At 47.4% G+C, this 26,483-nt stretch carries 24 protein-coding genes; 23 read left to right on the forward strand and 1 reads right to left on the reverse strand.

The window, feature by feature from the left end; all coding sequences use genetic code 11:
* Positions 1–2: 2 nt before the first annotated feature.
* The 15 genes from mnmG to ACYVIC_RS13655 all read left to right on the forward strand — a co-directional run bounded on the left by mnmG (position 3) and on the right by ACYVIC_RS13655 (position 12,912).
* Positions 3–1,892, forward strand: a complete 1,890-nt coding sequence (gene mnmG / locus ACYVIC_RS13585; protein WP_460860767.1) for a tRNA uridine-5-carboxymethylaminomethyl(34) synthesis enzyme MnmG — start codon at positions 3–5, stop codon at positions 1,890–1,892.
* A 13-nt stretch (positions 1,893–1,905) separates the two neighbouring features.
* On the forward strand, positions 1,906–2,523 hold the full coding sequence (rsmG, locus tag ACYVIC_RS13590; protein WP_460860769.1) for a 16S rRNA (guanine(527)-N(7))-methyltransferase RsmG: 618 nt from the start codon (positions 1,906–1,908) through the stop codon (positions 2,521–2,523).
* Between the two features lie 19 nt (positions 2,524–2,542).
* Positions 2,543–3,337, forward strand: coding sequence for a ParA family protein (locus tag ACYVIC_RS13595; protein WP_460860770.1), 795 nt, complete (start codon positions 2,543–2,545; stop codon positions 3,335–3,337).
* Between the two features lie 29 nt (positions 3,338–3,366).
* Complete coding sequence (locus tag ACYVIC_RS13600; protein WP_460860772.1) at positions 3,367–4,242, forward strand: ParB/RepB/Spo0J family partition protein; 876 nt, start codon at positions 3,367–3,369, stop codon at positions 4,240–4,242.
* A gap of 143 nt (positions 4,243–4,385) precedes the next feature.
* Positions 4,386–4,766, forward strand: coding sequence for an ATP synthase subunit I (locus tag ACYVIC_RS13605; RefSeq protein WP_460860774.1), 381 nt, complete (start codon positions 4,386–4,388; stop codon positions 4,764–4,766).
* Positions 4,767–4,780: 14 nt separating this feature from the next.
* Positions 4,781–5,641: a F0F1 ATP synthase subunit A gene (atpB, locus tag ACYVIC_RS13610; RefSeq protein WP_460860775.1), complete on the forward strand. Its 861-nt coding sequence runs from the start codon at positions 4,781–4,783 to the stop codon at positions 5,639–5,641.
* A 43-nt stretch (positions 5,642–5,684) separates the two neighbouring features.
* Positions 5,685–5,918, forward strand: coding sequence for a F0F1 ATP synthase subunit C (atpE, locus tag ACYVIC_RS13615; protein WP_010376881.1), 234 nt, complete (start codon positions 5,685–5,687; stop codon positions 5,916–5,918).
* Between the two features lie 49 nt (positions 5,919–5,967).
* The gene (gene atpF / locus ACYVIC_RS13620) at positions 5,968–6,438 is read left to right on the forward strand and encodes a F0F1 ATP synthase subunit B (RefSeq protein WP_460860778.1); all 471 of its coding nucleotides are present in this window, start codon (positions 5,968–5,970) and stop codon (positions 6,436–6,438) included.
* A gap of 11 nt (positions 6,439–6,449) precedes the next feature.
* Positions 6,450–6,983 (forward strand): F0F1 ATP synthase subunit delta, encoded by a 534-nt coding sequence (gene atpH, locus ACYVIC_RS13625; protein ID WP_460860780.1) that lies wholly within the window; start codon positions 6,450–6,452, stop codon positions 6,981–6,983.
* A 14-nt stretch (positions 6,984–6,997) separates the two neighbouring features.
* The gene (atpA, locus tag ACYVIC_RS13630; protein WP_460860782.1) at positions 6,998–8,539 is read left to right on the forward strand and encodes a F0F1 ATP synthase subunit alpha; all 1,542 of its coding nucleotides are present in this window, start codon (positions 6,998–7,000) and stop codon (positions 8,537–8,539) included.
* Between the two features lie 52 nt (positions 8,540–8,591).
* Positions 8,592–9,455, forward strand: coding sequence for a F0F1 ATP synthase subunit gamma (gene atpG, locus ACYVIC_RS13635; RefSeq protein WP_460860783.1), 864 nt, complete (start codon positions 8,592–8,594; stop codon positions 9,453–9,455).
* Positions 9,456–9,488: 33 nt separating this feature from the next.
* A complete protein-coding gene (gene atpD / locus ACYVIC_RS13640) occupies positions 9,489–10,874 on the forward strand; it encodes a F0F1 ATP synthase subunit beta (protein WP_460860785.1) in 1,386 nt (461 codons plus the stop codon).
* A 22-nt stretch (positions 10,875–10,896) separates the two neighbouring features.
* Positions 10,897–11,313, forward strand: a complete 417-nt coding sequence (locus tag ACYVIC_RS13645) for a F0F1 ATP synthase subunit epsilon (RefSeq protein WP_027670541.1) — start codon at positions 10,897–10,899, stop codon at positions 11,311–11,313.
* Between the two features lie 449 nt (positions 11,314–11,762).
* Positions 11,763–12,434: a winged helix-turn-helix domain-containing protein gene (locus tag ACYVIC_RS13650; RefSeq protein ID WP_460860786.1), complete on the forward strand. Its 672-nt coding sequence runs from the start codon at positions 11,763–11,765 to the stop codon at positions 12,432–12,434.
* Positions 12,435–12,576: 142 nt separating this feature from the next.
* Positions 12,577–12,912 (forward strand): hypothetical protein, encoded by a 336-nt coding sequence (locus tag ACYVIC_RS13655; RefSeq protein WP_460860788.1) that lies wholly within the window; start codon positions 12,577–12,579, stop codon positions 12,910–12,912.
* 59 nt (positions 12,913–12,971) lie between these two features.
* Here the strand turns inward: ACYVIC_RS13655 and ACYVIC_RS13660 are convergent, their stop codons facing one another.
* Positions 12,972–15,131 (reverse strand): winged helix-turn-helix domain-containing protein, encoded by a 2,160-nt coding sequence (locus ACYVIC_RS13660; protein WP_460860790.1) that lies wholly within the window; start codon positions 15,129–15,131, stop codon positions 12,972–12,974.
* A 304-nt stretch (positions 15,132–15,435) separates the two neighbouring features.
* Here ACYVIC_RS13660 and ACYVIC_RS13665 point away from each other — a divergent pair, with 304 nt between their 5' ends.
* From ACYVIC_RS13665 to ACYVIC_RS13700, 8 genes are all read left to right on the forward strand, one after another.
* Entirely contained in the window at positions 15,436–15,690 is a 255-nt protein-coding gene (locus ACYVIC_RS13665) for a hypothetical protein (protein WP_460860792.1), read from the forward strand.
* Between the two features lie 58 nt (positions 15,691–15,748).
* Positions 15,749–16,633 carry a TraB/GumN family protein gene (locus ACYVIC_RS13670; protein WP_460860794.1) on the forward strand — a complete coding sequence of 295 codons (885 nt, stop codon included), beginning with the start codon at positions 15,749–15,751 and terminating at the stop codon, positions 16,631–16,633.
* Positions 16,634–16,642: 9 nt separating this feature from the next.
* Positions 16,643–16,765, forward strand: a complete 123-nt coding sequence (locus tag ACYVIC_RS13675; protein ID WP_460860795.1) for a hypothetical protein — start codon at positions 16,643–16,645, stop codon at positions 16,763–16,765.
* 90 nt (positions 16,766–16,855) lie between these two features.
* Positions 16,856–18,244 (forward strand): bifunctional UDP-N-acetylglucosamine diphosphorylase/glucosamine-1-phosphate N-acetyltransferase GlmU, encoded by a 1,389-nt coding sequence (gene glmU / locus ACYVIC_RS13680; protein ID WP_460860798.1) that lies wholly within the window; start codon positions 16,856–16,858, stop codon positions 18,242–18,244.
* Positions 18,245–18,425: 181 nt separating this feature from the next.
* Complete coding sequence (locus ACYVIC_RS13685; RefSeq protein WP_460860800.1) at positions 18,426–19,028, forward strand: 4'-phosphopantetheinyl transferase family protein; 603 nt, start codon at positions 18,426–18,428, stop codon at positions 19,026–19,028.
* Positions 19,029–19,171: 143 nt separating this feature from the next.
* Positions 19,172–19,345 (forward strand): hypothetical protein, encoded by a 174-nt coding sequence (locus ACYVIC_RS13690; RefSeq protein WP_460860802.1) that lies wholly within the window; start codon positions 19,172–19,174, stop codon positions 19,343–19,345.
* A 233-nt stretch (positions 19,346–19,578) separates the two neighbouring features.
* Positions 19,579–19,785 carry an MbtH family protein gene (locus ACYVIC_RS13695; RefSeq protein WP_460860803.1) on the forward strand — a complete coding sequence of 69 codons (207 nt, stop codon included), beginning with the start codon at positions 19,579–19,581 and terminating at the stop codon, positions 19,783–19,785.
* Between the two features lie 101 nt (positions 19,786–19,886).
* A partial coding sequence (locus ACYVIC_RS13700) for an amino acid adenylation domain-containing protein (protein ID WP_460860805.1) occupies positions 19,887–26,483 on the forward strand: 6,597 nt, incomplete at its 3' end.

The raw sequence follows: 26,483 nt of genomic DNA on the forward strand, positions 1-26,483 counted from the left end.
CTATGCTGTACCAAGAGACATTCGACGTAATCGTTGTAGGTGGTGGCCACGCTGGCACAGAAGCCGCTCTGGCAGCAGCACGCATGGGGCGTAAAACCCTATTGTTAACTCATAATGTTGAAACCTTAGGTCAAATGTCGTGCAACCCTGCTATTGGCGGAATTGGCAAAGGCCATCTGGTTAAAGAAATAGATGCTTTAGGCGGTGCCATGGCCATAGCTGCAGACAAAAGCGGAATACAGTTTAGAACATTAAACAGCTCAAAAGGCCCGGCTGTCAGAGCAACAAGAGCACAGGCAGATCGTCAGCTATATCGCGCCGCCATACGACAGATATTAGAAAATCAGCGAAATTTAAGTATTTTTCAACAATCTTGTGATGATCTCATTGTTGAAAATAATCAGGTTACCGGCGTGGTAACTCAGATGGGCTTAAAATTTAAAGCTAAGTCAGTCGTGTTAACCGTTGGTACTTTTTTAGGTGGCCAAATTCATATTGGGTTACAAAGCCATTCAGGTGGCAGGGCCGGCGATCCACCGTCAATTGCACTGGCTAAACGCTTACGTGAATTACCATTTCGTGTAGACCGTCTAAAAACCGGTACACCGCCACGTATTGATGCTCGTACTATTGATTTTTCTTTGATGCAACCCCAGCCAGGTGACAACCCAACACCGGTATTTTCTTTTATGGGCAAACAAGCAGATCATCCACAACAGATCCCTTGTTACATAACCTATACCAATGAACAAACCCATGATGTGATCCGTAATAACCTGGATAGATCACCGATGTATACCGGCGTAATTGAAGGCATAGGCCCGCGTTACTGTCCTTCTATTGAAGATAAAATTACCCGCTTTGCCGATAAAGATAAACACCAGATCTTTATTGAGCCAGAAGGCCTGACGACACATGAAGTTTACCCAAATGGCATTTCTACCAGTTTGCCGTTTGATGTACAGTTAAGCATAGTGCGTTCGATTAAAGGCATGGAAAATGCGCATATTACCCGACCAGGTTATGCTATCGAATATGACTTTTTTGATCCGCGTGATCTGAAAAACAGCCTGGAAACCAAATTTATCAAAGGCCTGTTTTTTGCCGGTCAGATAAATGGCACAACTGGTTATGAAGAAGCCGGTGCTCAGGGCTTATTAGCAGGCTTAAACGCCGCACTGTTTAGCCAGGACAAAGCCAGCTGGTCACCTGGCCGTGAGCAAGCCTATCTTGGCGTACTGGTTGATGATTTAACCACTATCGGCACCAAAGAACCGTATCGCATGTTTACCAGTCGCGCTGAGTACCGTTTAATGCTGCGCGAAGACAACGCCGACGCGCGCTTAACCGAAAAAGGCCGTGAATTCGGTTTGGTTGACGATGCACGTTGGGCCGCATTTAACGAAAAAATGGAACAGATTGCTATTGAACGGCAACGCTTAAAGCAAAGCTGGATCCACCCACAACACGCTGCTTTACCAGCGGTAAATGCGTTAGTGAAAACTCCGCTTGCTAAAGAAGCCAGCTTGGAAGAGTTAGTGCGCCGGCCAGAAGTAACCTACGCCCAGCTAATGCAAATTACTGATTTTGGTCCTGGGCTTGAAGATCAGGCTGCAGCTGAACAAGTAGAGATTCAGATAAAATACGAAGGCTATATCCATCGCCAACAAGATGAGATAGCAAAACAGCAACGCAACGAACAAACCTTGTTACCACAACAGTTTGATTATAAGACGGTTAAAGGGTTATCAAACGAAGTGATCGTTAAGCTGAACCAAACTCAGCCGCAAACGGTGGGCCAGGCATCACGGATTTCCGGTATTACCCCAGCAGCGATTTCGCTATTGTTGGTTTATTTAAAAAAACAGGGGCTGCTGCGCAAGTCGGCATAAAATAAGGATCACGATGTTAGAACAACTCAGAGCACTGATAAAACAAACTGATCTGACGCTTACAGAGCATCAATTGCAACAATGTGTTGCTTATGTACAGCTACTGGATAAATGGAACAGTGCTTATAACCTGACATCCGTGCGCGATCCGAACGACATGCTGATCAAGCATGTGATGGACAGTTTAGTGGTGGCACCATTTTTAACCGGCGAGCGCTTTATTGATGTCGGTACAGGCCCAGGATTGCCGGGTGTATTACTAGCCATTTATTACCCAGACAAACACTTTACTCTGCTCGATAGCCTGGGCAAGCGGATCCGCTTTTTAAATCAGGTAAAACTGCAGCTAAAATTGGATAATATTCAGCCATTGCAAAGCCGGGTTGAAGATCATCAGCCTGAATATGGTTATGACGGTGTAATAAGCCGCGCCTTTGCTTCAATCAATGATATGCTGAGCTGGTGCCGACACTTGCCGAACCAAAACGGGCGCTTTTTCGCCATGAAGGGCGCTGCAGTACAAGAAGAAATTGCAGCTTTGCCTGATTTTGTTAAAGTAGCGGCCGTTCAATCTCTTGCCGTGCCACAGTTGCAAGCACAACGGCATATGGTAATACTGAACCCCTGCTAACTGATAACGAGGACATCTTGTGGCGAAAGTGATCGCAATAGCTAACCAGAAAGGTGGTGTGGGCAAAACTACCACAGCAGTAAACCTGGCCGCGTCACTGGCAGCTACCAAGCGCAAGGTGCTTCTGATCGATCTGGATCCACAAGGCAATGCCACTATGGGTAGCGGCGTAGATAAATATGAATTGCCGGCAACAGCTTATGATTTACTGGTCGACGACAAACCTCTGCTGGAAGTACTGGTAAAGGATACCAGTGGCGGCTACCACCTGGTGGGTGCAAATGCTGATTTAACTGCAGCAGAAGTCCGTTTAATGAACCTGTTTGCCCGTGAACTTCGTTTACGCAATGCGTTAAAAGACTATCGTAACAGTTATGATTATATTTTTATCGACTGTCCGCCGTCACTGAATATGCTTACCGTTAATGCTATGGCTGCTGCTGATACAGTTCTGGTACCAATGCAATGTGAATACTTTGCCTTGGAAGGTTTAACAGCCCTGGTTGAAACAATCAACCAATTAGCGGCTGCAGTTAACCCAGAATTAAAGATCGAAGGTATCTTAAGAACAATGTACGATCCGCGCAACCGGTTGGCTAATGATGTATCTGAGCAGTTAAAACAGCATTTTGGTGATAAGGTTTACCGTGCCGTGATCCCACGTAATGTTCGCCTGGCTGAAGCGCCCAGTTTTGGCGCACCGGTAATGTACTACGACAAAAGTTCAACCGGTGCTAAAGCCTATTTAGCATTAGCTGGTGAAATGTTACGCCGGGCAGACAAAAGAACGGTAACACCTGCATCTTCTGTTTGAACTAAACACTTTTAGGGAAATTATTCTGCATGTCGGTAAAGAAACGCGGCCTGGGCCGGGGTCTTGATGCCTTATTAACATCAAACCGTAACTCTGGTAGTGAAACAGCCAATGTTAGCAGCAGTGAACTGCAACTATTACCGGTAGAGTATCTGGTACGTGGTAAATATCAACCCCGTAAAGATATGTCGCAAGAGGCACTGGAAGACCTGGCAAGTTCTATTCGTGCTCAGGGTATTATTCAGCCCATCGTTGTGCGGCCTTTGGCAAAAAACCAGTTTGAAATTATCGCAGGTGAACGGCGTTGGCGCGCCAGTCAGTTAGCACAGTTGGCCGAAGTTCCCTGTATTGTCAAAGACGTGCCAGACGAAGCGGCTGTGGCTATCGCTCTGATTGAGAACATCCAGCGTGAAGATTTAAACGCCATGGAAGAAGCGATAGCACTGGAGAGATTGTTAACCGAATTTGCCCTGACTCATCAGCAAGTGGCCGATGCGGTAGGTAAATCACGTGCTTCTGTTACCAATTTATTGCGCTTGAATCAGTTAAATGACGATGTAAAGCTGTTGTTGGAGCATGGTGATATTGAGATGGGACATGCCCGGGCATTATTAGCACTAAATGATATCGAGCAGTCAGATGCAGCACGTTTAGTTGCAGCCAAACAGTTTACAGTGCGCGAAACTGAAAATTTAGTCCGGCGTATTCTGGAGCCGAAACCAGCGGTTGCTGAAAAACCGCGCGACCCGGATGTTATGGCGTTGGAGCAACGATTAAGTGAGCGTTTTGCTGCACCGGTGCAGATAAGCTACAACAACAAAGGCAAAGGTAAGTTAGAAATTACTTACAGCAGCCTCGATGAGTTAGACGGTATTATTAACAAGTTGAATTTAGCTGAACAATAATGCACCAAACTGTACCAGTTTTGTCGACTGACCCTGTACTATCGTGGGGCAGTTGCCGCTTTTTGTTGCAAATTAAAGGCAGATAAGTATACTTTCGCAAGCTTTTTATACCCCCTTCATGGGTGATTTAAGGGGGACTTACAGTGACTGATAAAAGTGCTGAAATTGCGCGTAAATCAGCCTACAAACTGGCAGTATGCCAGTTAGCAGTAGCCGGGGTTATCGCACTGGCTTTTTTTTTAGCTGCCGATGCAGCTGCAGCAAAATCAGCCTTTAAAGGTGGTCTGGTTGCTGTAATACCGAATTGTGTGTTTGCGTTTTTTGCGTTTCGTTTTAGTGCATTAAATGACGCAAACCTGGTACTGGCGGCCTTTATGCGGGGGCAGTCAGTAAAATTAATTTTAACCGCTGTGTTACTTGGTATAGTGATGTCACAGCCAGAACTGGTCGCAGAAGCGTTTTTTACCGGTTTTGTTCTGACGCTTTTAACACAATGGACAGCACCAGTTTTTTTTAAACATTAACAATGGGATGAAACATGGCTGCAGGTGAAGAGTTAACCCTCTCTAGCCATATTCAGCACCACCTTACTAACGCAAAAATGTGTACTGTTGATGGCAGTGTCGCATTTAACAAAGCGTGTAGTGAGGCTGGGTTCTGGACATGGCATATTGATACATTAGCGTGGTCTATTGGCCTTGGTTTACTGTTTCTGTGGATTTTCCGCAGTGCTGCAAACAAAGCCACTATTGGTGTGCCTGGCAAATTTCAGTGCTTTATTGAAATGATTGTCGAATTAGTTGCTACCAACGTTAAAGACACTTACCACGGAAAAAGTAAATTAATCGCACCACTGGCACTGACTATCTTTGTCTGGGTGTTCTTAATGAACCTGATGGACTTAATTCCGGTAGATTTCCTGCCCGCCTTTGCTGGTTTTGTCGGCGAACAGGCTTTTGGTATGGATTCACATGATGTATACATGAAAATTGTACCTACGACTGATGTGAATTTAACCGCCGCATTGGCACTAGGTGTGTTTATTCTGATGATCGGCTATTCGATTCGCATTAAAGGCGTGTTGGGCTTTATCAAAGAATTAACGCTGCACCCGTTCAGTAGCAAAAATGTACCACTGCAAATTGCTCTGATCCCAGCCAACCTTATTTTGGAAACTATCGCCCTGGTAGCTAAGCCGTTTTCATTGGCGCTGCGGCTATTCGGTAACCTGTATGCCGGTGAGATGATCTTTATCCTGATTGGTGCTATCGGCCTTATGCAGTTACCACTGCACTTCGTCTGGGCGGTATTCCACATTCTGGTTATTGTATTACAGGCGTTCGTATTTATGATGCTGACCATTGTTTACCTAAGCATGGCCAGTTCAGATAACCATTAACTTTTTACTTTAACTTTAACTTTAAAAAACTCTGGAGATAAAAATGGAAATTGCAGTAGCTATCAAATTAATCGCAGTTGCTCTGTTAATCGGTTTCGGTGCTATCGGTACTGCACTGGGCTTCGGTAACATGGGTGGCAAGTTCCTGGAAGCGTGTGCGCGTCAACCTGAGCTGGCCCCTTCACTGCAAGTTAAAATGTTCATCCTGGCAGGTCTTATCGATGCTGTTGCGATGATCGGTGTTGGTATCGCTATGTACATGTTGTTCGCTCTGTAATCGAAGCTTAGTGTTAATCCGAACAACTGTTAACTAAGGAGGAGCGGTCGTGAATTTAAACGCCACTCTGCTAGGCGAATTAATCGCATTCGCGGTGTTCGTGCTGTTCTGTATGAAGTTTGTCTGGCCACCGCTGAATAATGCTATTGAAGCGCGGCAGAAAAAAATTGCTGATGGTTTAGCAGCTTCTGATCGGGCGGAAAAAGACCTGGCACTAGCGCAGGACAAAGCCAAAGATCAGTTAAAAGATGCGAAAGCGCAGGCAGCAGACATTATTGAGCAAGCGAAAAAACGCGAAGCCAAAATGATTGACGAAGCCGTGCACAAAGCCAACGCCGAACGTGACAACATTCTGGCGCAGGCTAAAGCAGAATTAGAAGCGGAACGTAACCGTTTACGCGAAGAACTGCGCAAGCAAGTTGCTGCATTAGCAGTAGCTGGCGCAGAGAAAATTCTGCAACGTTCTATTGATGAAGCTGCTCACAGCGACATTCTGGAAAAACTGGTTCAAGAACTGTAAGAGGATGAGCTATGTCTGATTTGACTAATATTGCTCGTCCTTACGCCAGAGCGGCTTTCGATTTTGCTGTTGAGCAAAAAGCGTTAGACGCCTGGCTACAGATGTTGGCCTTTGCTGCAGAAGTAGCAAAGAACGACCAGGTTGGCGCTTATTTGGGCGCCAACGGCGCTGCTGACAAGCAGGCCGGTCTGTTTATTCAGGTATGTGGTGAGCAACTCAATGAGCACGGCCAGAACTTTATAAAAGTGATGGCAGAAAATCATCGCTTGTTGGCGTTGCCTGAAGTGTTAGCTGCCTTTGTTGCGTTAAAAGCCGAGTTTGAAAAAGAAATCGACGTAACCGTCGTTTCTGCTACCAAGCTTTCTACAGCACAACAAGACAAGTTAGCCACGGCATTATCGCAACGTTTGGCACGCAAAGTTAAATTGAACTGTAGCGAAGATCCTGCAGTGGTTGGCGGCATGCTAATCAAAGCAGGTGACATGGTAATTGATGGCTCGATCCGCGGTAAGCTGGATCGTTTAGCAACTGCGCTGCAGTCGTAATTGGGGAACAGAGAATGCAACTGAATTCCACTGAAATATCAGAACTGATCAAAAGTCGTATTGCTCAGTTCGAAGTGGTCAGTGAAGCTCGTAACGAAGGTACTATCGTTCAGGTAACTGACGGTATTATCCGTATCAACGGCCTTGCAGATTGTATGCAGGGCGAAATGATTGAGCTTCCTGGCAACCGTTATGCTATCGCGCTGAACTTAGAGCGCAACTCAGTTGGTGCGGTAGTTATGGGCCCGTACGCGGACTTAACTGAAGGCACCAAAGTAAAAAGCACCGGCCGTATCTTAGAAGTACCGGTTGGTCCGGCGTTATTAGGCCGTGTAGTAAACACCTTAGGTGCACCTATCGACGGTAAAGGCCCGATTGAAGCTGCTGGTTTTGAACCGGTAGAAAAAATCGCCCCTGGCGTAATTGAGCGTCAGTCGGTAGACCAGCCAATGCAAACTGGTTACAAATCTGTTGATGCGATGATCCCTATCGGCCGTGGTCAGCGTGAATTGCTGATCGGCGACCGTCAGACCGGTAAAACGGCACTGGCTATCGATGCCATCATCAACCAGAAAGGCACCGGCGTTAAGTGTGTTTATGTCGCTGTAGGCCAAAAAGCCTCTACTATCGCTAACGTAGTACGTAAACTGGAAGAGCACGGCGCGCTGGGCCACACTATTGTGGTAGTAGCTTCTGCCTCTGAAGCGGCTGCACTGCAGTTCCTGGCACCTTACTCAGGTTGTACCATGGGCGAATACTTCCGTGACCGCGGTGAAGATGCGCTGATTGTATACGATGATTTGTCAAAGCAAGCTGTTGCTTACCGTCAAATCTCGTTGCTGTTACGCCGTCCACCAGGCCGTGAAGCTTACCCGGGCGACGTATTCTATTTACACTCACGTCTGCTGGAGCGCGCATCACGCGTTAACGCTGACTACGTAGAAAAATACACTAACGGCGAAGTAAAAGGCAAAACCGGTTCTTTAACCGCGCTGCCAATTATCGAAACCCAGGCTGGTGACGTTTCTGCGTTCGTACCTACTAACGTAATTTCGATTACCGATGGTCAGATCTTCTTAGAAACTGACTTATTTAACGCCGGTATCCGTCCTGCGGTGAACGCCGGTATTTCGGTATCGCGTGTTGGTGGTGCTGCACAAACCAAGATCATCAAGAAATTAGGTGGTGGTATTCGTCTGGCATTAGCCCAGTACTCAGAGCTGGCCGCGTTCGCACAGTTTGCTTCTGACCTTGACGAAGCAACCCGCGCCCAGTTAGAGCACGGCCAAAAGGTTACTGAGCTGATGAAACAGCTGCAGTACAGCCCGATGTCAGTGGCCGAAATGGGTGTGTCTATTTTCGCTATCGAAAAAGGCTTTATGAAAGATGTAGACGTGGCCAAAGTGCTTGATTTTGAAGCTGGCTTAATCGCTTTCATGAAAGCAGAACACGCTGAGCTGATGGCTGATATCGATAAAACCGGTAACTACAACGACCAAATCGAGTCTACGTTCAAAGCTGCTATTGATAAATTCAAGGCAACGCAGACCTGGTAAGCAATGTGGGTGGCTATGCCACCCCATTCGTTGAATAAACGGAGATACAGTCATGGCCGGTGGTAAAGAGATAAAAAGTAAGATCGGGAGTATTAACAATACTCGCAAGATCACCAGTGCTATGGAAAAAGTTGCGGTAAGCAAAATGCGCAAAGCGCAAGACCGTGTAGCTGCAACACGCCCATACGCTGAAGGTATGCGCAAAGTGATTGGTAACCTTGCCAATGGCAGCCTGGAATACCGCCATCCGTATTTGTCGGAGCGTGAGGTAAAACGGGTTGGCTACATTGTCATTTCAACTGATCGTGGTCTTTGCGGTGGCCTGAATACCAACGAGTTTAAGAAAGTTGCCCTTGAGCTGAAAAGCTGGAAAGACAAAGGTGTAGATGCGCAGTTTGCCGTTATCGGTAACAAAGCAACGGCCTTTTTCAAGCGTTTTGGCGGTAAGGTAGTAGCACAACAGGCGGGTTCAGGTGACGTACCACGTTTGGCTGATGTGATTGGTTCGGTACAAGTAATGCTTAACGCATTTAACGAAGGCCGGATTGACCGCTTGTTTCTGGTGTACAACCAATTCGTTAACACCATGAAGCAAGAGCCAGTGATCGATCAACTCTTACCTTTGCCAAAAGCAGATATTGAGCAAAAAGCACATAACTGGGATTACCTGTACGAGCCGGATCCAAAACCTATTTTAGATATGTTATTGGACCGTTTCGTCGAATCGCAAGTGTATCAGGGTGTGGTAGAGAACTCTGCCAGTGAGCACGCGGCGCGGATGGTAGCCATGAAGGCTGCAACCGACAACGCCGGTAACCTGATGGACGACCTGAAGCTGGTGTATAACAAAGCACGTCAGGCCGCGATTACCCAGGAGCTTAGCGAGATCGTCGCAGGTGCGGCAGCTGTAGGCTAAGGTAAACAGTTTTGAGAAATTTGAGGAAACATCATGAGTCAAGGTAAGGTCGTCCAAATCATTGGCGCCGTTGTGGATATCGATTTTCCACAAGATGCGGTACCTGGTATCTATGACGCGTTAAACGTGACTGACGGTGATCTGGCTGGTTTAGTGCTGGAAGTGCAGCAGCAGCTGGGTGGCGGTACAGTACGTACTATCGCGTTAGGTACTACAGACGGTTTACGTCGCGGCGCCGCCGTGTCTAACACCGGTAAAGCAATTCACGTTCCGGTGGGTAAAGCCACACTGGGCCGTATTATGAACGTATTAGGCGAGCCAATCGACGAAGCAGGCCCTATCGGTGAAGAAGAGCGTATGCCTATTCACCGCGGTGCGCCAAGCTACGAAGATCAAGCGGCGTCTAACGCCTTGCTGGAAACCGGTATCAAGGTTATCGACCTGGTATGCCCGTTCGCTAAAGGTGGTAAAGTTGGTCTGTTCGGTGGTGCCGGTGTAGGTAAAACCGTAAACATGATGGAACTGATCCGTAACATCGCTATCGAGCACAGCGGCTACTCAGTATTCGCCGGTGTAGGTGAGCGTACCCGTGAAGGTAACGACTTCTATCACGAGATGAAAGACTCTAACGTACTGGATAAAGTATCGTTAGTGTACGGTCAGATGAACGAGCCACCAGGCAACCGTCTGCGCGTAGCGTTAACCGGCTTAACCATGGCGGAAAAATTCCGTGATGAAGGCCGTGACGTACTGTTCTTCGTTGATAACATTTACCGTTACACGCTCGCGGGAACGGAGGTGTCTGCACTTCTGGGCCGTATGCCATCTGCGGTAGGTTACCAGCCCACGCTGGCAGAAGAGATGGGCGCCCTGCAAGAGCGTATCACTTCTACCAAGACCGGTTCTATCACGTCAATCCAGGCCGTATACGTACCTGCGGATGACTTAACTGACCCGTCACCAGCTACCACGTTCTCGCACTTAGACGCGACCGTAGTACTGAGCCGTAACATTGCTTCACTGGGTATTTACCCGGCGATCGACCCACTGGATTCAACTTCTCGTCAGTTAGATCCGCTGGTTATCGGTAAAGAGCACTATGAAGTGGCACGTGGCGTACAGTCTGTACTGCAGCGCTACAAAGAGCTGAAAGACATCATCGCAATTCTGGGTATGGACGAGCTGTCTGATGAAGACCGCACAACCGTATACCGCGCGCGTAAAATTCAGCGTTTCCTGTCACAGCCATTCTTCGTTGCTGAAGTATTCACCGGCTCACCAGGTAAGTACGTACCGCTGAAAGAAACTATCCGTGGCTTTAAAGGCATTCTGGAAGGTGAATACGATTCACTGCCAGAGCAAGCGTTCTACATGGTTGGTTCTATCGACGAAGCGATCGAAAAAGCGAAGAAACTGTAAGTTCAGGCTTTAGGAGAGCGAGATGGCGATGACAGTGCAACTGGATGTAGTAAGTGCCGAAGAAAAAATCTTCTCCGGCCTTGTCGAATCCGTGCAGGTCACAGGCAGTGAGGGCGAGCTGGGTATTTTACCTTTCCACGCCCCGTTACTGACCACCCTGAAACCTGGCATGGTCCGTATCGTGAAACAATTTGGCGAAGAACACGTGATATACGTAGCCGGTGGTGTACTTGAAGTACAACCCGATACCATCACCGTACTGGCCGATGTCGCGGTACGCGGCGAAGACTTAGACGAGCAAGCGGCTTTAGACGCACAAAAACGTGCCGAAGAAGCGATGCAACACGCTGGCGCAGACTTCAACTATGCTGAAGCTGCGGCGCAACTGGCCGAAGCCATTGCCCAGCTGCGCATTATTCAAAAAATGCGTAAAAAATAAGTTCGGGTTCCGAAATATAAAAAGCCACCTTAGGGTGGCTTTTTTGTTCCGATAACAACTATATCCAGCAATTACCAACTACTCCCCGATAAGGGCAACAAGGTGCTAAGTTTTTTCACTAAGCATCTTTAAAGAGGATATTCATATTTGATTATTGTAGTTTGGATTAAGATATAGCACCGAAAATATCATTGTTTGATGCTAAGTTTAGGAGGATAAATATTAAATTGATTCAAGGGGGTCTTTAGCCGGCTTTAGAAACGAAATGGTATGGTGAGCACAGCACAGTATTTAGCAGTCCGCAGCGTTATAAGGGGCAATTACCGTTTGCCGACTTTGGCGATGAGGTATCAATAAACCCGGAGGGTGATCGGGTGCTGTTTTCCAGCGGTGTCAGCATGACGTATCAACTGGTACGTGGCAGTTATACGGTTAATTAGAGGGTAACTATGCGCTTAGCCATTATTGTTTTGCTTTTATTCTGTGTTGTACCGCAGGTGCAGGCTTATTGTTTTACCTTTGGCCCGGTAGGCTATGGCTTTTGTAGTGATGACCCGGCAGCAGTAAAGTACCCGTTAAACTGGGTGGTGGTGCTATGGCTGGCAGCCGTTATCAGCTATGGTAAATTGCTGTTTAACCCGCGCGTGCATTTATTGGTTAAAGTAGTCCTGTTTTTCTTCTCTTTTCCGGTTAGCCCGTTGCTGACTGCCATTTTAATGCTACTGCATTATGTTGAACGCCGTTTAGGCTGGCATCAGCAGGCTGAGTTTAAAACCATCACCAACGCAGACAATGCCAGCCTGCCTTATGTTGCTCCGGCATTGATGCAACTTGGTGAGTTTGAGCTGGATACACAAACGCAAAGTCTGCACAAAAATGGCGCAGTGCTGCAATTAGAACCCAAAGTATATCAACTGTTGGCGTATTTTTTTGAGCAACAAGGCCGGGTGATAAGCCTGGAAGAATTGCACCAAAATATCTGGCCGGGACAAATTGTTACCGACACCGCGGTGCGTCGTACCGTGAGCAAATTGCGCCAGGCACTTGACGATACTAACCCGCAGCAGCCACGCTTTATCCGCTCGGTAATGAAGCGGGGGTATCAATTTTTAGCGCAATAAGATATTGATTTATAAATGGTTATAAAATGGTTATAGCTTAATCCGTCAAAGGTAGTGACTTGGTTGTCGCTGGCTTTGCCTGGTTTTCTTAAGCTGTTGTTATCGCTGGCGCCGGGCCGGCCAACACAGCTAAGGACACATTATGGATTACATTGGTTTAATTTCATTATTAACTGCGGGCGTCGATACCACGGCAACCCTGGGTCAAATAGCTTTGGTGGCGGATGCCAACGCCACAGATGCCTCCAGTTGCTACCGCCAGGGGGCTTTTAGTTTTGGTGGTTGTGATCTTAGCACTGTGCCTGCAGATTCAGCTCTAAGCTATGCCTGGATCCTGGTTAATCTGCTATTTGCGGCTATGTTCTTTAACCCGACAATAAAACGCGGCTGGAAAGTACTGGCATTTCTGGTGGGTATACCGGGCACACTATTTATTGCCGTCTTTATGCTGTTATTTGGCAACAGACGGTTGTCGTAATGGGCGTCAATCGCGGTGGTACAGCCGGCTTATACTTACACCCGGCGTCACCGCTTTTTTTACTGGCTTTCAACCTGCCACTGAATAAACTCCAGCGCCAGCTCGGGTGCTACAAATACTGTGGCATACAGATTATCCGGGTTGTGTGGGTCCGGGTGTAGTGAAATCAGTTTATGTGGCAGCTGGGTTTTGCGGGTTTCGCCGGTTACAGTGTTGTACTGCTCTATATGGCCCAGCATACTGAAACGATACTGCAGTCCGTTTTGTAGTAACCAAACACCGATAAAGCTGTTGTCGCTGCTACTGTTAATTTCAATATCGTTTTTTGTACCATCTACATAGCGATACAACTTGCCATCACGGTGATAATGCAGCTGGCCTTGCTGGTCATACTGGGCAAAGCTGCCGGCCGAGAAGGTTAACTGGGTTAATTCGTTGCTGACTAAGTCGAATTGCCACAAGTTTTGACTGTTGCCCTGTAACCGGGTTAACACCAAACCGCTGTTATCCGGCTGCCACACCGGCTGGCCAATATCATTGTTTTCCAGTTTAGTAATCAGCTGTTGGCGCTGGGTATCATATAAATACAGATTACCCTGTTGTACAAAAGCGATATAGCGGCCGTCGCCTGACCAGCTAATACCGTTTATCGGTTGATTATCTGCTATTAATTCTGTTGCTTGCTTGTTCTGGCCATCAGCATGCAGCCATAATTGCCAGCTTCCGGTCCAGTTGGCAGCAAAGACGTAACGGTTGGCATTTGTCGGCGATATTGCTATTGCCATATCGCTGCCAGCAGCATTATTTAAAAAGCTGATTTGGCGGTTTGCAATGTCAAAAGCCCGCGTCACCTTAACCAACTGCATACCGCTTTGAGTAGTGGTGTTGGCTGTCATCGGTGAGATATAAGCCTGGTTTTCTGTTAATAGTGACATCTCGCCCACGATGACATCGTCCGGCAGTTTTAGCAGAGTACGGGTTTTGTCTGCCAGATTAATCTGCAATATGCCGTTGCCGCCTGGTAACAGTAAACTGGCTTGATCCTGGCTCCATTCTAACCCCAATAGTAATATTGGCATTGGCAGGCTGGCAACCCGGCTGTGTTCGCGGCTGGCTGGGTCATAAATATAGATATCTGGTTGGTTTGACTCAGGCATCAGAATATACGCCAGTTTGCTGCCGTCGGCAGACAGTGCCAGCAAAGTAACACCAAGCCCGGCTGAAGGCGCGTCGATCAGTGTTTGCACCGTACCATTAATCAGGCTTTCTGCCAGCAATGCGTTACCAGAATATAGGCCTGCATTGCTTTTGCTGTAATACAACCATTGGCCATCAACACTAACCTGTGCAGTGCCAAGTGTCATACCTGCACAACCGGTGAGGCGTGTGACGCTGTATTGCGGATACTGGCTAAAGTCATAGTTTTGGTATTCGCAGTCACTGCCATCTTCACTTACGGCTTGTACCAATAATTTACTGCTTTGTGGCTGCCAGGTTTGTACGCTGTAAATTTTGCCTTGCCCCTCAATGGCCACTTCCTGTAACAGGTTACCGGTGTTGAGACCCAGTTTACGCACCATGGTGCGGATATTGCCATCGGGTTGTGAGTGGCTGTAAGCCAGTAACTGTTTGTCCGGCGACACCATTGGCCGTGATTCGATACCTTTAAACCAGGTAATTTTTTGTTGGGTAGTAATGCTAAGTTTGGTAGGGCCAACGGCGCTTTTAGCCGCAACGTCCTGCTGCTGAGTTGTTGAGTCTGCCAGCATGTTATAGCCCAAAAATGCAAAGCTAAGTAGCACGGATAGCGCGATGGCAATAGCAGGTATGCTAAAACGTCGGCGTGCAGGCATAGTATTGCTGGCTGTTGCGCTGGCCGAGCCGGGTATTTCAGCGATTTTAGCAGTGCTGGCGGCGGTAGGGAGTTGCAGGCTGTAGCCTTTGCGGTGGTGCGTTTTTATCGGCGATTCGGTCAGGCTGTCATGTTGCAAAGCTTTACGCAGCTCTGAAATAGCACGGTTAATCGCATTGTCATCGACAAAGCTCTGCTGCCAAATAGTTTCAACCAACTGTTGGCGCGACACTATAGCGCCGGGGTTAGCGGCGAAACACTGCAGCAGTTTACATAACAAGGGTTCCAGTTCTGTGCGTTTGTCGCCATCATAAATGCTGAAATCGGCCGGTATAAAAGTCCAGGGGCCTAACTGAAACTTATGCATATGTTAATTATTCTTCTTATTTTAAACCAGCTGTAACTTTAACAGATGTAAAGGGTGATTCAATATAAATCTTCTGCTGGCATTTAAAGCTTATGAACGCGTCATAAGGTTTAGATAATGTTTTATAATTTCATTTAAATACAAGTGCTTAAACTTTATTTTCTTAGCAATAAATTGCTTATCTTCTGATAAGCGACTTTTTTCTGTGTTGCTTCTAAAGTGAGCTCAACAACGAAACGGACAGGCAGTGAGTCCGCTGTTGTCGGCAGACAAACATACTTACTGAACCAGAAGGAATAGCAAAATGAATAAGTTTAAAACAACTGTTAACACTGTAATTATGGTAGCTAGTTTATTAGGTAGCTCTGCAGCGCTGGCGCAGCAGCCAGAGCAAGCGCCCAGCCAAATGCAGTTGCAAAAGGAAGCTGAGCAAAATATCAGCACCGTTACCGAGCAGCTGGTTAACGATTTTCAACAGCAGGTAGGCAGCAGTATTAAGCAGCAAGTTAGCCTGACTCTGCAAAGTCTGGCTGAATCGGTCAAACAGATGATGCAATAACTAGTGTGCAGACTAGTAATCAGCTTTAGCAAACAACAAGTATAAAAAGGATAAAATTATGAAAATAAATAAAATTTTTAAAGCAAGTTGCGGTGCGATGTTACTAGGTGCTGTGTTGGGGTCAACTGCGGCACTGGCAGAAACTTCAATGTGGAAAGTGAGTAAAGGTAATGACTATTTGTATATTGGTGGCACCGTGCACTTATTGCCAGAGTCTGCTTTTCCGCTGCCTGCCGAGTTTGATCAGGCCTATGCTGCAACCGATACACTGGTACTGGAAACCAAAATGCCAGAGCCTACAGATACTGAGCTGCAAACTGCCATGCTAAAAGCCATGTCTTATGCCGATGGTCGCAGCTTGTCTAAGGTATTGTCGACTGAAGTGTATCAGCAGTTAAACGATTACTTTACGCCGTATGGCATCCAGCTGACACAGTTGGATGGTTATAAGCCTGGCTTTGTTATGTTGCAGATGCTGGCATTGGAAATGATGAAAGCCCAAATGGCCGGCGAAGGTGTGGACAGCCATTTTGACAAAAGGGCCAAAGCCGATGGTAAAACCCTGGCTTATCTGGAAAGTGTTGAAAGCCAGATAAACCTGCTGGCCAACATGGGCGAAGGTTATGAAGATGCCTTTGTAAAAATGAACCTGGCACAAGTTAATGATTTTAAAAGTTATTTTAATGCAATGATTGCCGCCTGGCGCGCTGGTGATATGACTGAGCTTGATAAACTGGTAGTTGAACCTGCACGCGATTTAGATCCGGTATTGTACCAAGCGATGTTTGTGCAACGTAACAACGCCTGGCTGCCGAAAATAGAGAAAATGTTTGGCAATAACAGCAAAGAGTTGGTGTTGGTTGGCGGCGGGCATCTTGCCGGTAGCGATAGCGTGCTGGCGCTTTTGCTGCAAGCAGGTTATCAGGTTCAGCAGGTTAAATAGGAGGCGGTTATGCCACTTCGCAGAGCGTTCAATAAAGAACTCGCCGGTGTGTTGCTTGCTGCCGGTTGCTGGATAGCAATGTGGACCGTGTTAAATCTGCAATTGCTGCAAAGCTTAAACGTGTTTGTTTAGCCGGTATTCAGCCAATCTTCACCCTACCCCTGTAATCTGTAGCGTTATTCAGTAGAATAGCGCTATTAGGATGACAGGGGTTTTTGTTTTATGGCATTAAATGTAGTGATTCTGGCGGCCGGTAAAGGCACAAGGATGAAATCAGACTTACCCAAGGTGCTGCACAAAGTGGCCGAACGGCCAATGGTACAGCATGTTATTGACACTGCCCGCGCCTTAGGTGCAGCAAAACCACAGCTGGTTTATGGTTACGGTGCTGAAGCCTTACAAGCAGTGCTGGGCGAGCAGCCATTACATTGGGTTTTACAGGCCGAGCAGCTGGGTACTGGGCATGCGGTGGCGCAGGCGATACCGAATATTGCTGATGATGATACCGTGCTGGTTTTGTACGGCGATGTACCGCTAACCCGTTTAGAAACCTTGCAGCAATTATTGGCGGTAAAGCCGGCCAATGGCCTGGCAATTTTAACGGTTAACTTAGTAAACCCTACCGGTTATGGCCGCATAGTGCGCGCTGGTGAAAATAATAGCGGCAAAGTAGTAGGCATTGTTGAGCAAAAAGATGCTACTGCCGAGCAACTGCAAATTAAAGAAGTAAACAGCGGCATTATGGCGCTGCCCGGTAAGCAGCTGAAGAACTGGCTGAGCCGTTTATCCAATAGTAATGCTCAGGGCGAATATTACCTCACCGATGTGATTGCTATGGCGCATGGCGAAGGGGTTGAAATTGCCACCGCCCAGCCGCTAAACCCGATGGAAGTGGAAGGTGCCAACAATCGCGTGCAATTGGCTGCGCTGGAGCGAGCGTATCAGCAACGCCAAGCGGAAGAGTTGATGCTGTCTGGTGCTAATTTGCGTGACCCGGCCCGGGTTGATATCCGCGGCAGCATCGAGGTTGGAAATGATGTGATGATCGACATCAACGTTATTTTTGAAGGCAGGGTCGTGCTGGGTAAAGGCGTGACTATTGGTGCTAACTGTATATTAAAAGACTGCATTATCGGTGATAACACTGAGATAAAACCCAATTCGATGATTGAAAAAGCTTCAGTCGGTGCAGGTTGCTCGGTTGGACCATACGCCCGGCTGCGGCCAGATAGTATAATGCTGGACGACAGCCATGTCGGTAACTTTGTCGAAATGAAAAAAACCACCCTGGGTAAGGGCTCTAAAGCCAATCACTTAACCTACCTGGGCGACGCTGTAATTGGCGCTAAAGTTAATGTTGGCGCTGGCACTATTACCTGTAATTACGATGGCGTGAACAAGTTTGTTACTACCATTAAAGACGGTGCTTTTATTGGCTCTAACAGCTCATTGGTGGCGCCGGTTACCGTGGGTGTTAATGCCACTGTGGGTGCTGGCTCGGTGCTGACCCGTGACGCTGAAGATGGTGAGCTGGTGGTCGCGCGCGCTAAACAGCGTCATATTGCTGACTGGCAGCGGCCTGTGAAGCAACCATCCGGCAGCAAGAGCTAGTTTGAATTTACGTACCTGTTTGGGTTGCATGGTAAGCATTGCTTAACTACTCGGGCGACAGGTGTCATTTTTATAAAGGAAGCTATCTCTGGAACCGTTTATCTCTGCTGTTGAGTACAGCTCATGGCGAAATTGGAATCTGGTCAGCGCGAAGTTTTCCGTTGCACAGTTTCAACCGGAGTTGTGGCAACAGGCTGGCATAGCTTTACCTGCAGGAGTAGCTAAAGCGGTCCCCAAGCGGCAAGCTGAGCATTTGGCCGGACGTTATTTAGTGCGTCAATTACAGTGCAAGTTAATGCTGGCGCAAACTGCGGTGGTTAACGCACCGGATCGCAGCCCGGTTTGGCCAGCTGGCTGCAGTGGCTCAATCAGCCATAGCCAAGGCATTGTCTGGGCGGGGTTGTCCCGTCAGGCGGATATGAGTTTAGGGTTGGATGTCGAGCAGTTGTTTAATGCTGCGCAGGTAAAGGAGTTTGGCAGCCAATTTCTTAGTCCGGACGAAAAACGTTGGCTGCATTGTCAGCCCTATCCCGAAACCTTATTGTATAGCTTGGCATTCGCTGCCAAGGAAGCATTATATAAAGCACTGTATCCGGACTGTCAGAAAATTAAAGAATTTACTGCTGCCAGGTTTAGTGCTATTTCAGCCTCTCAGCTTGAGCTGTGTCTTACAGAAAACTGGTCGGCACAATGGCTGGCCGGGCAATGTATAACACTGGATTACTGGTGTCATTCAGGCATGGTTTGGTTGGCCTGCGAAGTAAAAAAACGGCACCATACTTAAGCTGGCGCCGCTGCAAATAATGTCAGCGCCATGCCAGCAACACAGCCGTGTTGGCAACTCACTTGTAAGATCTGACAGTTTAATCATTAAAGGCATTAGTGTTGAATCGGCATAGTTTAATAAATATGGCCCGGAACCACATTATGTCAATACCAACACTACACCCAAAATTCTGCAATTCAGCCTCAAGTGCTGACAATACTGTCAATGATGATATTTTGGCCGAGTTCTCATCCGGCTGTTCGCTTAGCGGTGAAGACGAGGCTCAGCTTCTGCTTTGGCTGCTAGAGTGGACATCGCTGCCGGAAATGGATTAGCCATCACCTACCGCAACACCAGCCCTTCACTATGATAAGCACAGGCATTCGTCTGTGCTTATTAGTTTTTATCATTTCAAAACAAAAAGTTGAATCTCCGCCCCCCTGTCAGAACTAGCAGTTATCGCGTTTGCCTGGTTGTAGTTGAATGGCTATGTCTAGCAAAAGTTGTGCTCTGAGGTTTTCAAAATACCTGGATACACAACACCAAATGTTAACTACAGGAGAGTTCCATGAACCAAGCAAATCAAAACGAAATGATGTACTACGTGGTTGTAAATCATGAAAACCAACATTCAATCTGGCCAGCTCACAAAGACATCCCGCTGGGTTGGCAAGCGGATGGTGACGCTCAGAGCAAAGAGGCATGTCTGGAATACATTGCGCTGCATTGGACTGATATTACTCCCCTTAGCGCGCGCAACATTGCAACGCATTAAAGATACTCAAGCCGCAAGGCAATGAGTCTATTAAGACCAGATCAGGTGCGGCAAGTTTAACTTACGCACCTGAAACCACAACAAAACCAAGAGCCTGCATCATGATAGAGCATAAAAACACAGACAATTTAACTGACTATTTCCAGAGAGCTGTGCAAAACAATCCTGATAAAATCGCTGTTGTCTCGTCATTTGATAACAGCGAGATGTCTTATCGGGAATTGGATGAACGTTCAAACCAACTGGCACAATTTTTTGTTGGTAGAGGCATTGTTGCAGGTTCTGTTATTGCAGTTGAACTAGAGCGTTCTGCAGAAACCCTGAGTATTTTGTTGGCGATAATTAAGGCTGGTTGCGCCTATGTGCCTATTGATCTCAACTATCCGCAGGAACGCAAAGATTACATGGTTAGTGCGGCTAAAGCCGTGATGTTAATCAGGCAGGGGGATAGAGTAACTGATGATCCGCTTATTTTAACTGCCGGTGAGATATTTAAAGCTAGTGCTAACTTAACCGTCGAATTGCCGCAACGTCAGCGCAATGCACAAAGCGTGGCCTATGTAATGTTCACTTCGGGATCTACCGGAACGCCAAAAGCTGTACAGATCCAGGATCAGGCAATTTGCCGTTTACACAGACAAAACAATGTATTACAGATTTTTTCAGCCGACAAAGTACTATTGCATTCCGCTTTGGTGTTCGATGCCAGTACTTACGAAATGTGGGGAGGCTGGTTAGCTGGGGCTACTTTGGTAGTGGCCCGCAATGAACCCCTGAGCATTCAATTTCTTAGCGAACATGTCAGCGACTTCAATATCTCCGTACTGTGGCTTACCGCGCCGCTAGTGCCTTGGTTGGCGGAGCAAAATATTGCTTTAGTTAAGGATCTCCGTTTACTGGTGGCTGGTGGCGATGCTTTGCCGGCAGAGGCGGTACAGCGGATTAGTGAGTACTGCCCTGATTTGTGTTTTGTAAATGGTTACGGTCCTACTGAAGCAACGACTTTTAGCTGTTATTTTTCTATTGAGACAGCTTATTTACAACACCGTGAAAACTCTTCCATTCCCATTGGCTATCCGTTAGCAGAAACAAGCTGTTACGTGCTGGACGAAGCGCTGATGCCGGTTCGCGATGGTGAACAGGGCGAACTTTACATTGGCGGCTCTGGTGTCGGGCATGGTTATCTGAATGATCCGGCAAAAACCGCCATGCAGTTTATACCTAATCCGTTTGCGGGTTGTGGTACCCGGTTGTATAAAACCGGTGATTTGGTAAAACGTGCTAAAGATGGAGAATTACTTTTCTTAGGGCGCAGTGACCAGCAGATTAAAGTGCGTGGTTATCGCATTGAATTGGGTGAGATTGATTCAGCACTGTGTAACCTGAGCGGCGTAGAGCAAAGTGCCACTTTGGTGGTGGAACGGGTAGCTGGCCAGAAACAAATAATTTCATTTGTTGTTACTGGAGCTGATACGCCGGTAAGCCAACTTAAAGTGCGCCTGAGTGATAATCTACCTGACTACATGTTGCCTAATCAGATTGTGCCGGTTGACGTTATCCCATTAAATGTTAATGGTAAAGTTGATCGCAAGGCATTGTTGTCCGGGCTTGATAGCCTTACTCAAGAAGAAGACGAAAACCATGGGCTGGAAGCGCTTATCAGTGGCTTCTTCAGAGAAGTGCTTATGGTTAAAAGTATTGACCCCAAACTGAGCTTTTTTGATATGGGTGGCGACTCAATCAGTGCCATTCAGATTAGTGGCCTGGCAGAGCAGCATGGTATCGCTTTGACGGTTTCAAGCATTTTTGAGTTAAAAACCATCAGGGCTATCACAGGTGCTTTATCAAATGTTGCGGATCAGTCGGCCTCCCCGAATCATCATGTAAATGACTTACTTGCCGTTTGGGCCGAGGTGTTAGAGCGACCTGATATCGGCCCTGATGACAATTTTTTTGAGTTGGGCGGTGATTCCATTCTAGCGATTCAGCTGGCTGGTTTAGCAGAGCAGCGCGGCCTGTCCTGCAGTGTCGCTGATATTTTCAGTTATAAGTCTGTTGCTGCTATTGTCGCATCCTGTTCTGCGGGCGCGCTGCCGTTGTCGACAGTAGATACGCAGTCTCAGGTTTTGGGCTGTATGGAAGCTTTACCGGATGGTGTTGACGCTATGTACCCGGCTAGTCAGGTACAGGTGGGCATGCTGATTCAAAGTGATGTCGGTCGTGCTGTTGCGACTTACCACGATATTCTTAGTCATACGATCAGGTTGCCGTTCTGTGCAGATACCTTTAACTCTGCACTCGAAGCAACAATGGCCAGACACGAAATATTGCGTACGGCCTTTGATTTGACAACGTATGCTGAGCCGATGCAATTGGTCTACCACCAAGTCAAACTGGAGTGCGAGGTTCTTGACCTGCAGCATCTGGATAAAAATGCCCAACAACAGCAATTTGAGCACATGCTGGAAGACGAAAAACAACGAGGATTCGACTGGAGCAAACCTGGTTTACTCAGGGCAAAAGTATTGCTACTTGAACCTGAATCTTTTGTTCTTACGCTGAGTTTTCACCATGCAATAATGGATGGGTGGAGCACAACGGTATTGCTGGGCGACTTCGTTGATCTCTATGCGGGTTTTGTCAGTGCATCACAATTGAATGCCAGGATGGTAACACCCTACCGGACATTTATCGAAGCGGAACAAAAAGCAATTAAAGATAGTGCCTGCCGCGATTTCTGGGGTGGCTATTTACAGGATGTTCAACAGACAGCGCTACCTAAGTTAAACGAAGTGCAAGCGAACCGAGGTGTTAACCAATGTCGCGTTGCCATAACGCCAGATCAAACAGCCCAGTTAAAAGTGATTGCTACCCGAATGCAGGTATCACTGAAGCATGTGTTGCTCGCTGTACATATGCGGGCGATCTCTTTGCTGTCTGGCTCGTCAAAGGTGCTGTCTGGTTTGGTATGCCATGGTCGCCCTGAAGTTGTTGGCGCAGACCGAACCGTAGGGCTGTTTATCAACACCATACCATTTCGTAGTGAGATCCAGAGCCAGAGCTGGTTAGCCTATATTCAGCATATCTTTGCTGCTGATACATCAACGCTGCCTTTCCGGCGTTATCCGCTGGCCAACATCTTAAGAGATCATGGCTCTTCCTCGTTATTTGACTTTGCGTTCAATTACACCCATTTCAGGGAATATAGTAAGCGATTTAGAGGCAAAGAGGCTCTTGTAGCTCGAGGTGCCTTTGGTTCAGATCCGGTTTTTGGTGCGGTAGATTTTGAGCATTCTAATTTTGGGCTTGCGGTGCAAGCCGGTCTGTCAGCGGATGGACATTGTGCCTATCTGGTGCTGGACTCTGATAAGGCTAAATATTCTCCTGCCTCCGTAAGCTTAATTGCAGATGCTTACAGCACTTGTCTTACACACTTATTGGCCGACCCTTTAGCTAATATTGCAGATATTTCAATATCTTCAGTTACGCCGATGCCAGCTGAATATAGTGTTGATGCTCCAGAGTATTTCGATCTGTTAAGTCGTTTTGAACAAATCACTGCACAATATCCGCAGCAATTGGCAGTGGTATCGGCTGAGGCCAATATTAGCTATGCTGAGCTGGATCGTCGTGCACATTCTGTCGCAAACTATCTGAGTAGCCTTGATGTTCAGCGAGGTGAAGTTGTCGCTGTTCATGCGAGGCGCGGTATAGATGCCATAGTTGCCTTACTTGCAGTCTGGAAGGTTGGTGCCTGTTATTTGCCAATTGACCCTGCTTACCCAGACGCACGAAAAGCCTACATGCAAAGTGACTCCGGTAGCCGGATAGTGCTGTTTGATCAAGACGATGATGATCTTAGCTGGTGCGCAGACGGCACTAAGGTGCAGATAAACTTTGCCATGTCTGAAAACCTGCAAGCTCTTCAGCACCGTCGCAGTGTGCCAGGCGCAGCGGAGTCTGCGTATCTTATTTACACCTCTGGTTCTACCGGTAACCCCAAAGGGGTTAAGGTGGCTTTTTCAGGGCTTGCAACCTTGCTTACTGAGCAAGCCAGATTATTTTCAGTAGATATTTCGACACCATGCCTGCAGTTTGCCTCGATGAGCTTTGATGCCTCATTGTTTGAAATTGTCATGAGCGTGTTTAACGGTGGCATCTTGCATATTGTTAGTGAGCAGATGCGCCTTGATCCGCAATTGCTGTCTACGTATGCCATGACGAACCAGATTGGTGTTGCGACTTTGCCTGCTTCAATGCTGCAAACACTCACTGATTATGGCTGGCCAGCCGACTGCCGAATGGTTATTGCAGGTGAAGCGTTCCCGGCGGAGCTTGCGAGAGTTTGGGCCAAAAAGGCGCATGTTTTTAATGCCTACGGCCCCACAGAAGCCACAATTTGGGCGACGTGGCACCGCTGCAATGAATTAGGTGCGGTGAATGTTCCTATCGGAGTGCCTATCGCTGGTATGGAAGCTTATGTGTTGGATGACTTCGGTCACCGATTGCCGGCAGGTATCGCCGGAGAGCTCTGTTTGGGTGGGGCTGCGCTGGCAGTGGGTTATCACAATAATCCGCGCCTGACGGCAGAACGTTTTGTCCCAAACCCTTTTTCTACTGTAGCCGGTAGTCGACTTTACCGTACGGGTGACAGGGCTTGTATTAATGCCCAGGGGGAAATTGAGTTTCTTGGTCGATTGGACTGGCAGGTTAAGCTGCGTGGATTCAGGATTGAACTGGGTGAAATAGAGCAAGCTATTCAATGCCTGGATGGCGTAATAAATGCAGTGGTAATCTTGAAAAAAGACAATAACAGCCAGAGGCAATGGTTGGTATGTTACTGCCAGTTGGACAGCCATGTTTCTGCCGAGTTGATACAGCAACAAGCAGTTAAATATCTGCCAGAGTATATGGTGCCTGGCGATTTCATCGTGCTTGATCAATTTCCTTTGACCGTAAATGGCAAAATAGATCGCAAGGCATTGCAAAGCAGAAAAGAGCAAGCCGACATTCAGCCGGAAGAAGCAGGCTCAGAGCGTGAACAGGTGCTGCTAAGCGTTTGGCGGCAGGTTTTTGGCTCAGAAAATATTGGTATCGATGATGGTTTCTACAGTCTGGGCGGAGATTCCATTCTTAGTATTCAGTTAAGAGCGCTGACACAGAAAGCGGGTTTTGATTTTGAGCTGGAGGACCTGTTTGAGCTTCAGACTATCCGTAAATTGTCTCTTTCATTACGTCAAAATCAGCCTGATGAGGAAGCCAGACAAACGAAGCTGGAACCTTTTTCTCTGATAGATGATGTCACAAAGCAAAACTTGCCGGTGCAATGTGTTGACGCTTATCCGTTAAGCAGGATGCAAGCGGGGATGTTGTTTCACATGCAGTACAACGCCGATAGCGTGCGTTATCACGATGTTATGTACTACCTGCTAAAGGGGCGTATTCAGCCTGATGCTTTCAAGCAAGCGATGGCGTTGAGTGTGGCGCAGCATCCTATATTGCGCACGGCGTTTGATATATCCGGTTACAGTCAACCACTGCAATTGGTATACGCAAAGGCTGAACTTGAGTTTTCACATGAAGACCTTAGTCACTTGGAAGCAGAACAGCAGCAAGAGCATCTACAGCAGTGGGAGCGAGCCGAATTAGGTAGCCCATTCTCTCTGGCAACGCCGGGTCTGGTCAGGGTTTTTGTGCACCAACTTGATAGCACTCACTATCGTCTTACACTAAGTTGCCCTCATGCCATTTTGGATGGCTGGAGTGCGGCGACGCTGGTGTCGCAATGGCTCAACAGTTATAAATCGCTTACTGCAGGGCGAAATGCAACCGTTGAAACGCCAGAAATCGGCTTTGCAGATTTCATTGCATTGGAGCAGCAAGCTATCGAGAGTCAGAGTGCCAGAGATTATTGGAGCAGTTATGTTGATGGCGTTGAAAAATGTGAAATTGCTCATGCATCGCTGCGCAATGATATCAGCACAACGAAGCGGATCAATCTTGAGCTGACACCAAACTTTGGTCAGGCAATAGCGGCACTGGCTGGCCGGTTACAAGTTAGCATCAAGAGTATTTTCTTAAGCTTACATTTAAAAGCGTTGGCGCTGCTCAGTGGTCAAAAAGAAGTGACTACGGGTCTTATTTGCCATGGGCGGCCAGAAGTCGAGGGCAGTGATAAGGTCCTCGGTGTATTTTTGAATAATGTACCATTCAGGCTTAATGTCACTGAGCAACCGCAGTGGGAACAGCTAATACAGGCTGTTCATCACCAGGAGCAATTACATGCAGTGCACCGTCGTTATCCGCTTGCTGAAATAAAAGCATTAGCGGGTGGTCAGGATCTGTTTGATGTTGCTTTTAACTACACCTCTTTCCGGCCATATGAATCGATGTCTGATGAGTGGCTGGGTAGTGGTGGTCACGATTACTCAAACTATCAGTTCGTTTTGCAAGCGGGTCTCAGTGCGGTAACCGATGAGTATTATTTGTTCCTGGATATCGATTGCAGCAAGGTCGATGACTTCTATGCTGAGCTTTATCGCCAGGTTTATCTGCAAGTGATGGAAAATCTGGTACTCAGCGCACAAGGCGACCCTAAGTTGCTTACGCTACCTTCAGCACTCATGGCGCAACTCAGCCAATGGCAGGGTGAGGGAGCAGACGTCACGGACGACGTATGGAGCCTGTTTGAGCAGCAG

The organism is Rheinheimera gaetbuli (genome assembly GCF_054781935.1).

Excerpts from the sequence above, each read along its gene's own strand:
- mnmG (WP_460860767.1), top strand. The coding sequence starts at position 3 with ATGCTGTACCAAGAGACATTCGACGTAATCGTTGTAGGTGGTGGCCAC.
- rsmG (WP_460860769.1), top strand. The coding sequence starts at position 1,906 with ATGTTAGAACAACTCAGAGCACTGATAAAACAAACTGATCTGACGCTT.
- ACYVIC_RS13600 (WP_460860772.1), top strand. The coding sequence starts at position 3,367 with ATGTCGGTAAAGAAACGCGGCCTGGGCCGGGGTCTTGATGCCTTATTA.
- atpB (WP_460860775.1), top strand. The coding sequence starts at position 4,781 with ATGGCTGCAGGTGAAGAGTTAACCCTCTCTAGCCATATTCAGCACCAC.
- atpE (WP_010376881.1), top strand. The coding sequence starts at position 5,685 with ATGGAAATTGCAGTAGCTATCAAATTAATCGCAGTTGCTCTGTTAATC.
- atpH (WP_460860780.1), top strand. The coding sequence starts at position 6,450 with ATGTCTGATTTGACTAATATTGCTCGTCCTTACGCCAGAGCGGCTTTC.
- atpA (WP_460860782.1), top strand. The coding sequence starts at position 6,998 with ATGCAACTGAATTCCACTGAAATATCAGAACTGATCAAAAGTCGTATT.
- atpG (WP_460860783.1), top strand. The coding sequence starts at position 8,592 with ATGGCCGGTGGTAAAGAGATAAAAAGTAAGATCGGGAGTATTAACAAT.
- atpD (WP_460860785.1), top strand. The coding sequence starts at position 9,489 with ATGAGTCAAGGTAAGGTCGTCCAAATCATTGGCGCCGTTGTGGATATC.
- ACYVIC_RS13645 (WP_027670541.1), top strand. The coding sequence starts at position 10,897 with ATGGCGATGACAGTGCAACTGGATGTAGTAAGTGCCGAAGAAAAAATC.
- ACYVIC_RS13650 (WP_460860786.1), top strand. The coding sequence starts at position 11,763 with ATGCGCTTAGCCATTATTGTTTTGCTTTTATTCTGTGTTGTACCGCAG.
- ACYVIC_RS13655 (WP_460860788.1), top strand. The coding sequence starts at position 12,577 with ATGGATTACATTGGTTTAATTTCATTATTAACTGCGGGCGTCGATACC.
- ACYVIC_RS13660 (WP_460860790.1), bottom strand. The coding sequence starts at position 15,131 with ATGCATAAGTTTCAGTTAGGCCCCTGGACTTTTATACCGGCCGATTTC.
- ACYVIC_RS13665 (WP_460860792.1), top strand. The coding sequence starts at position 15,436 with ATGAATAAGTTTAAAACAACTGTTAACACTGTAATTATGGTAGCTAGT.
- ACYVIC_RS13670 (WP_460860794.1), top strand. The coding sequence starts at position 15,749 with ATGAAAATAAATAAAATTTTTAAAGCAAGTTGCGGTGCGATGTTACTA.
- ACYVIC_RS13675 (WP_460860795.1), top strand. The coding sequence starts at position 16,643 with ATGCCACTTCGCAGAGCGTTCAATAAAGAACTCGCCGGTGTGTTGCTT.
- glmU (WP_460860798.1), top strand. The coding sequence starts at position 16,856 with ATGGCATTAAATGTAGTGATTCTGGCGGCCGGTAAAGGCACAAGGATG.
- ACYVIC_RS13690 (WP_460860802.1), top strand. The coding sequence starts at position 19,172 with ATGTCAATACCAACACTACACCCAAAATTCTGCAATTCAGCCTCAAGT.
- ACYVIC_RS13695 (WP_460860803.1), top strand. The coding sequence starts at position 19,579 with ATGAACCAAGCAAATCAAAACGAAATGATGTACTACGTGGTTGTAAAT.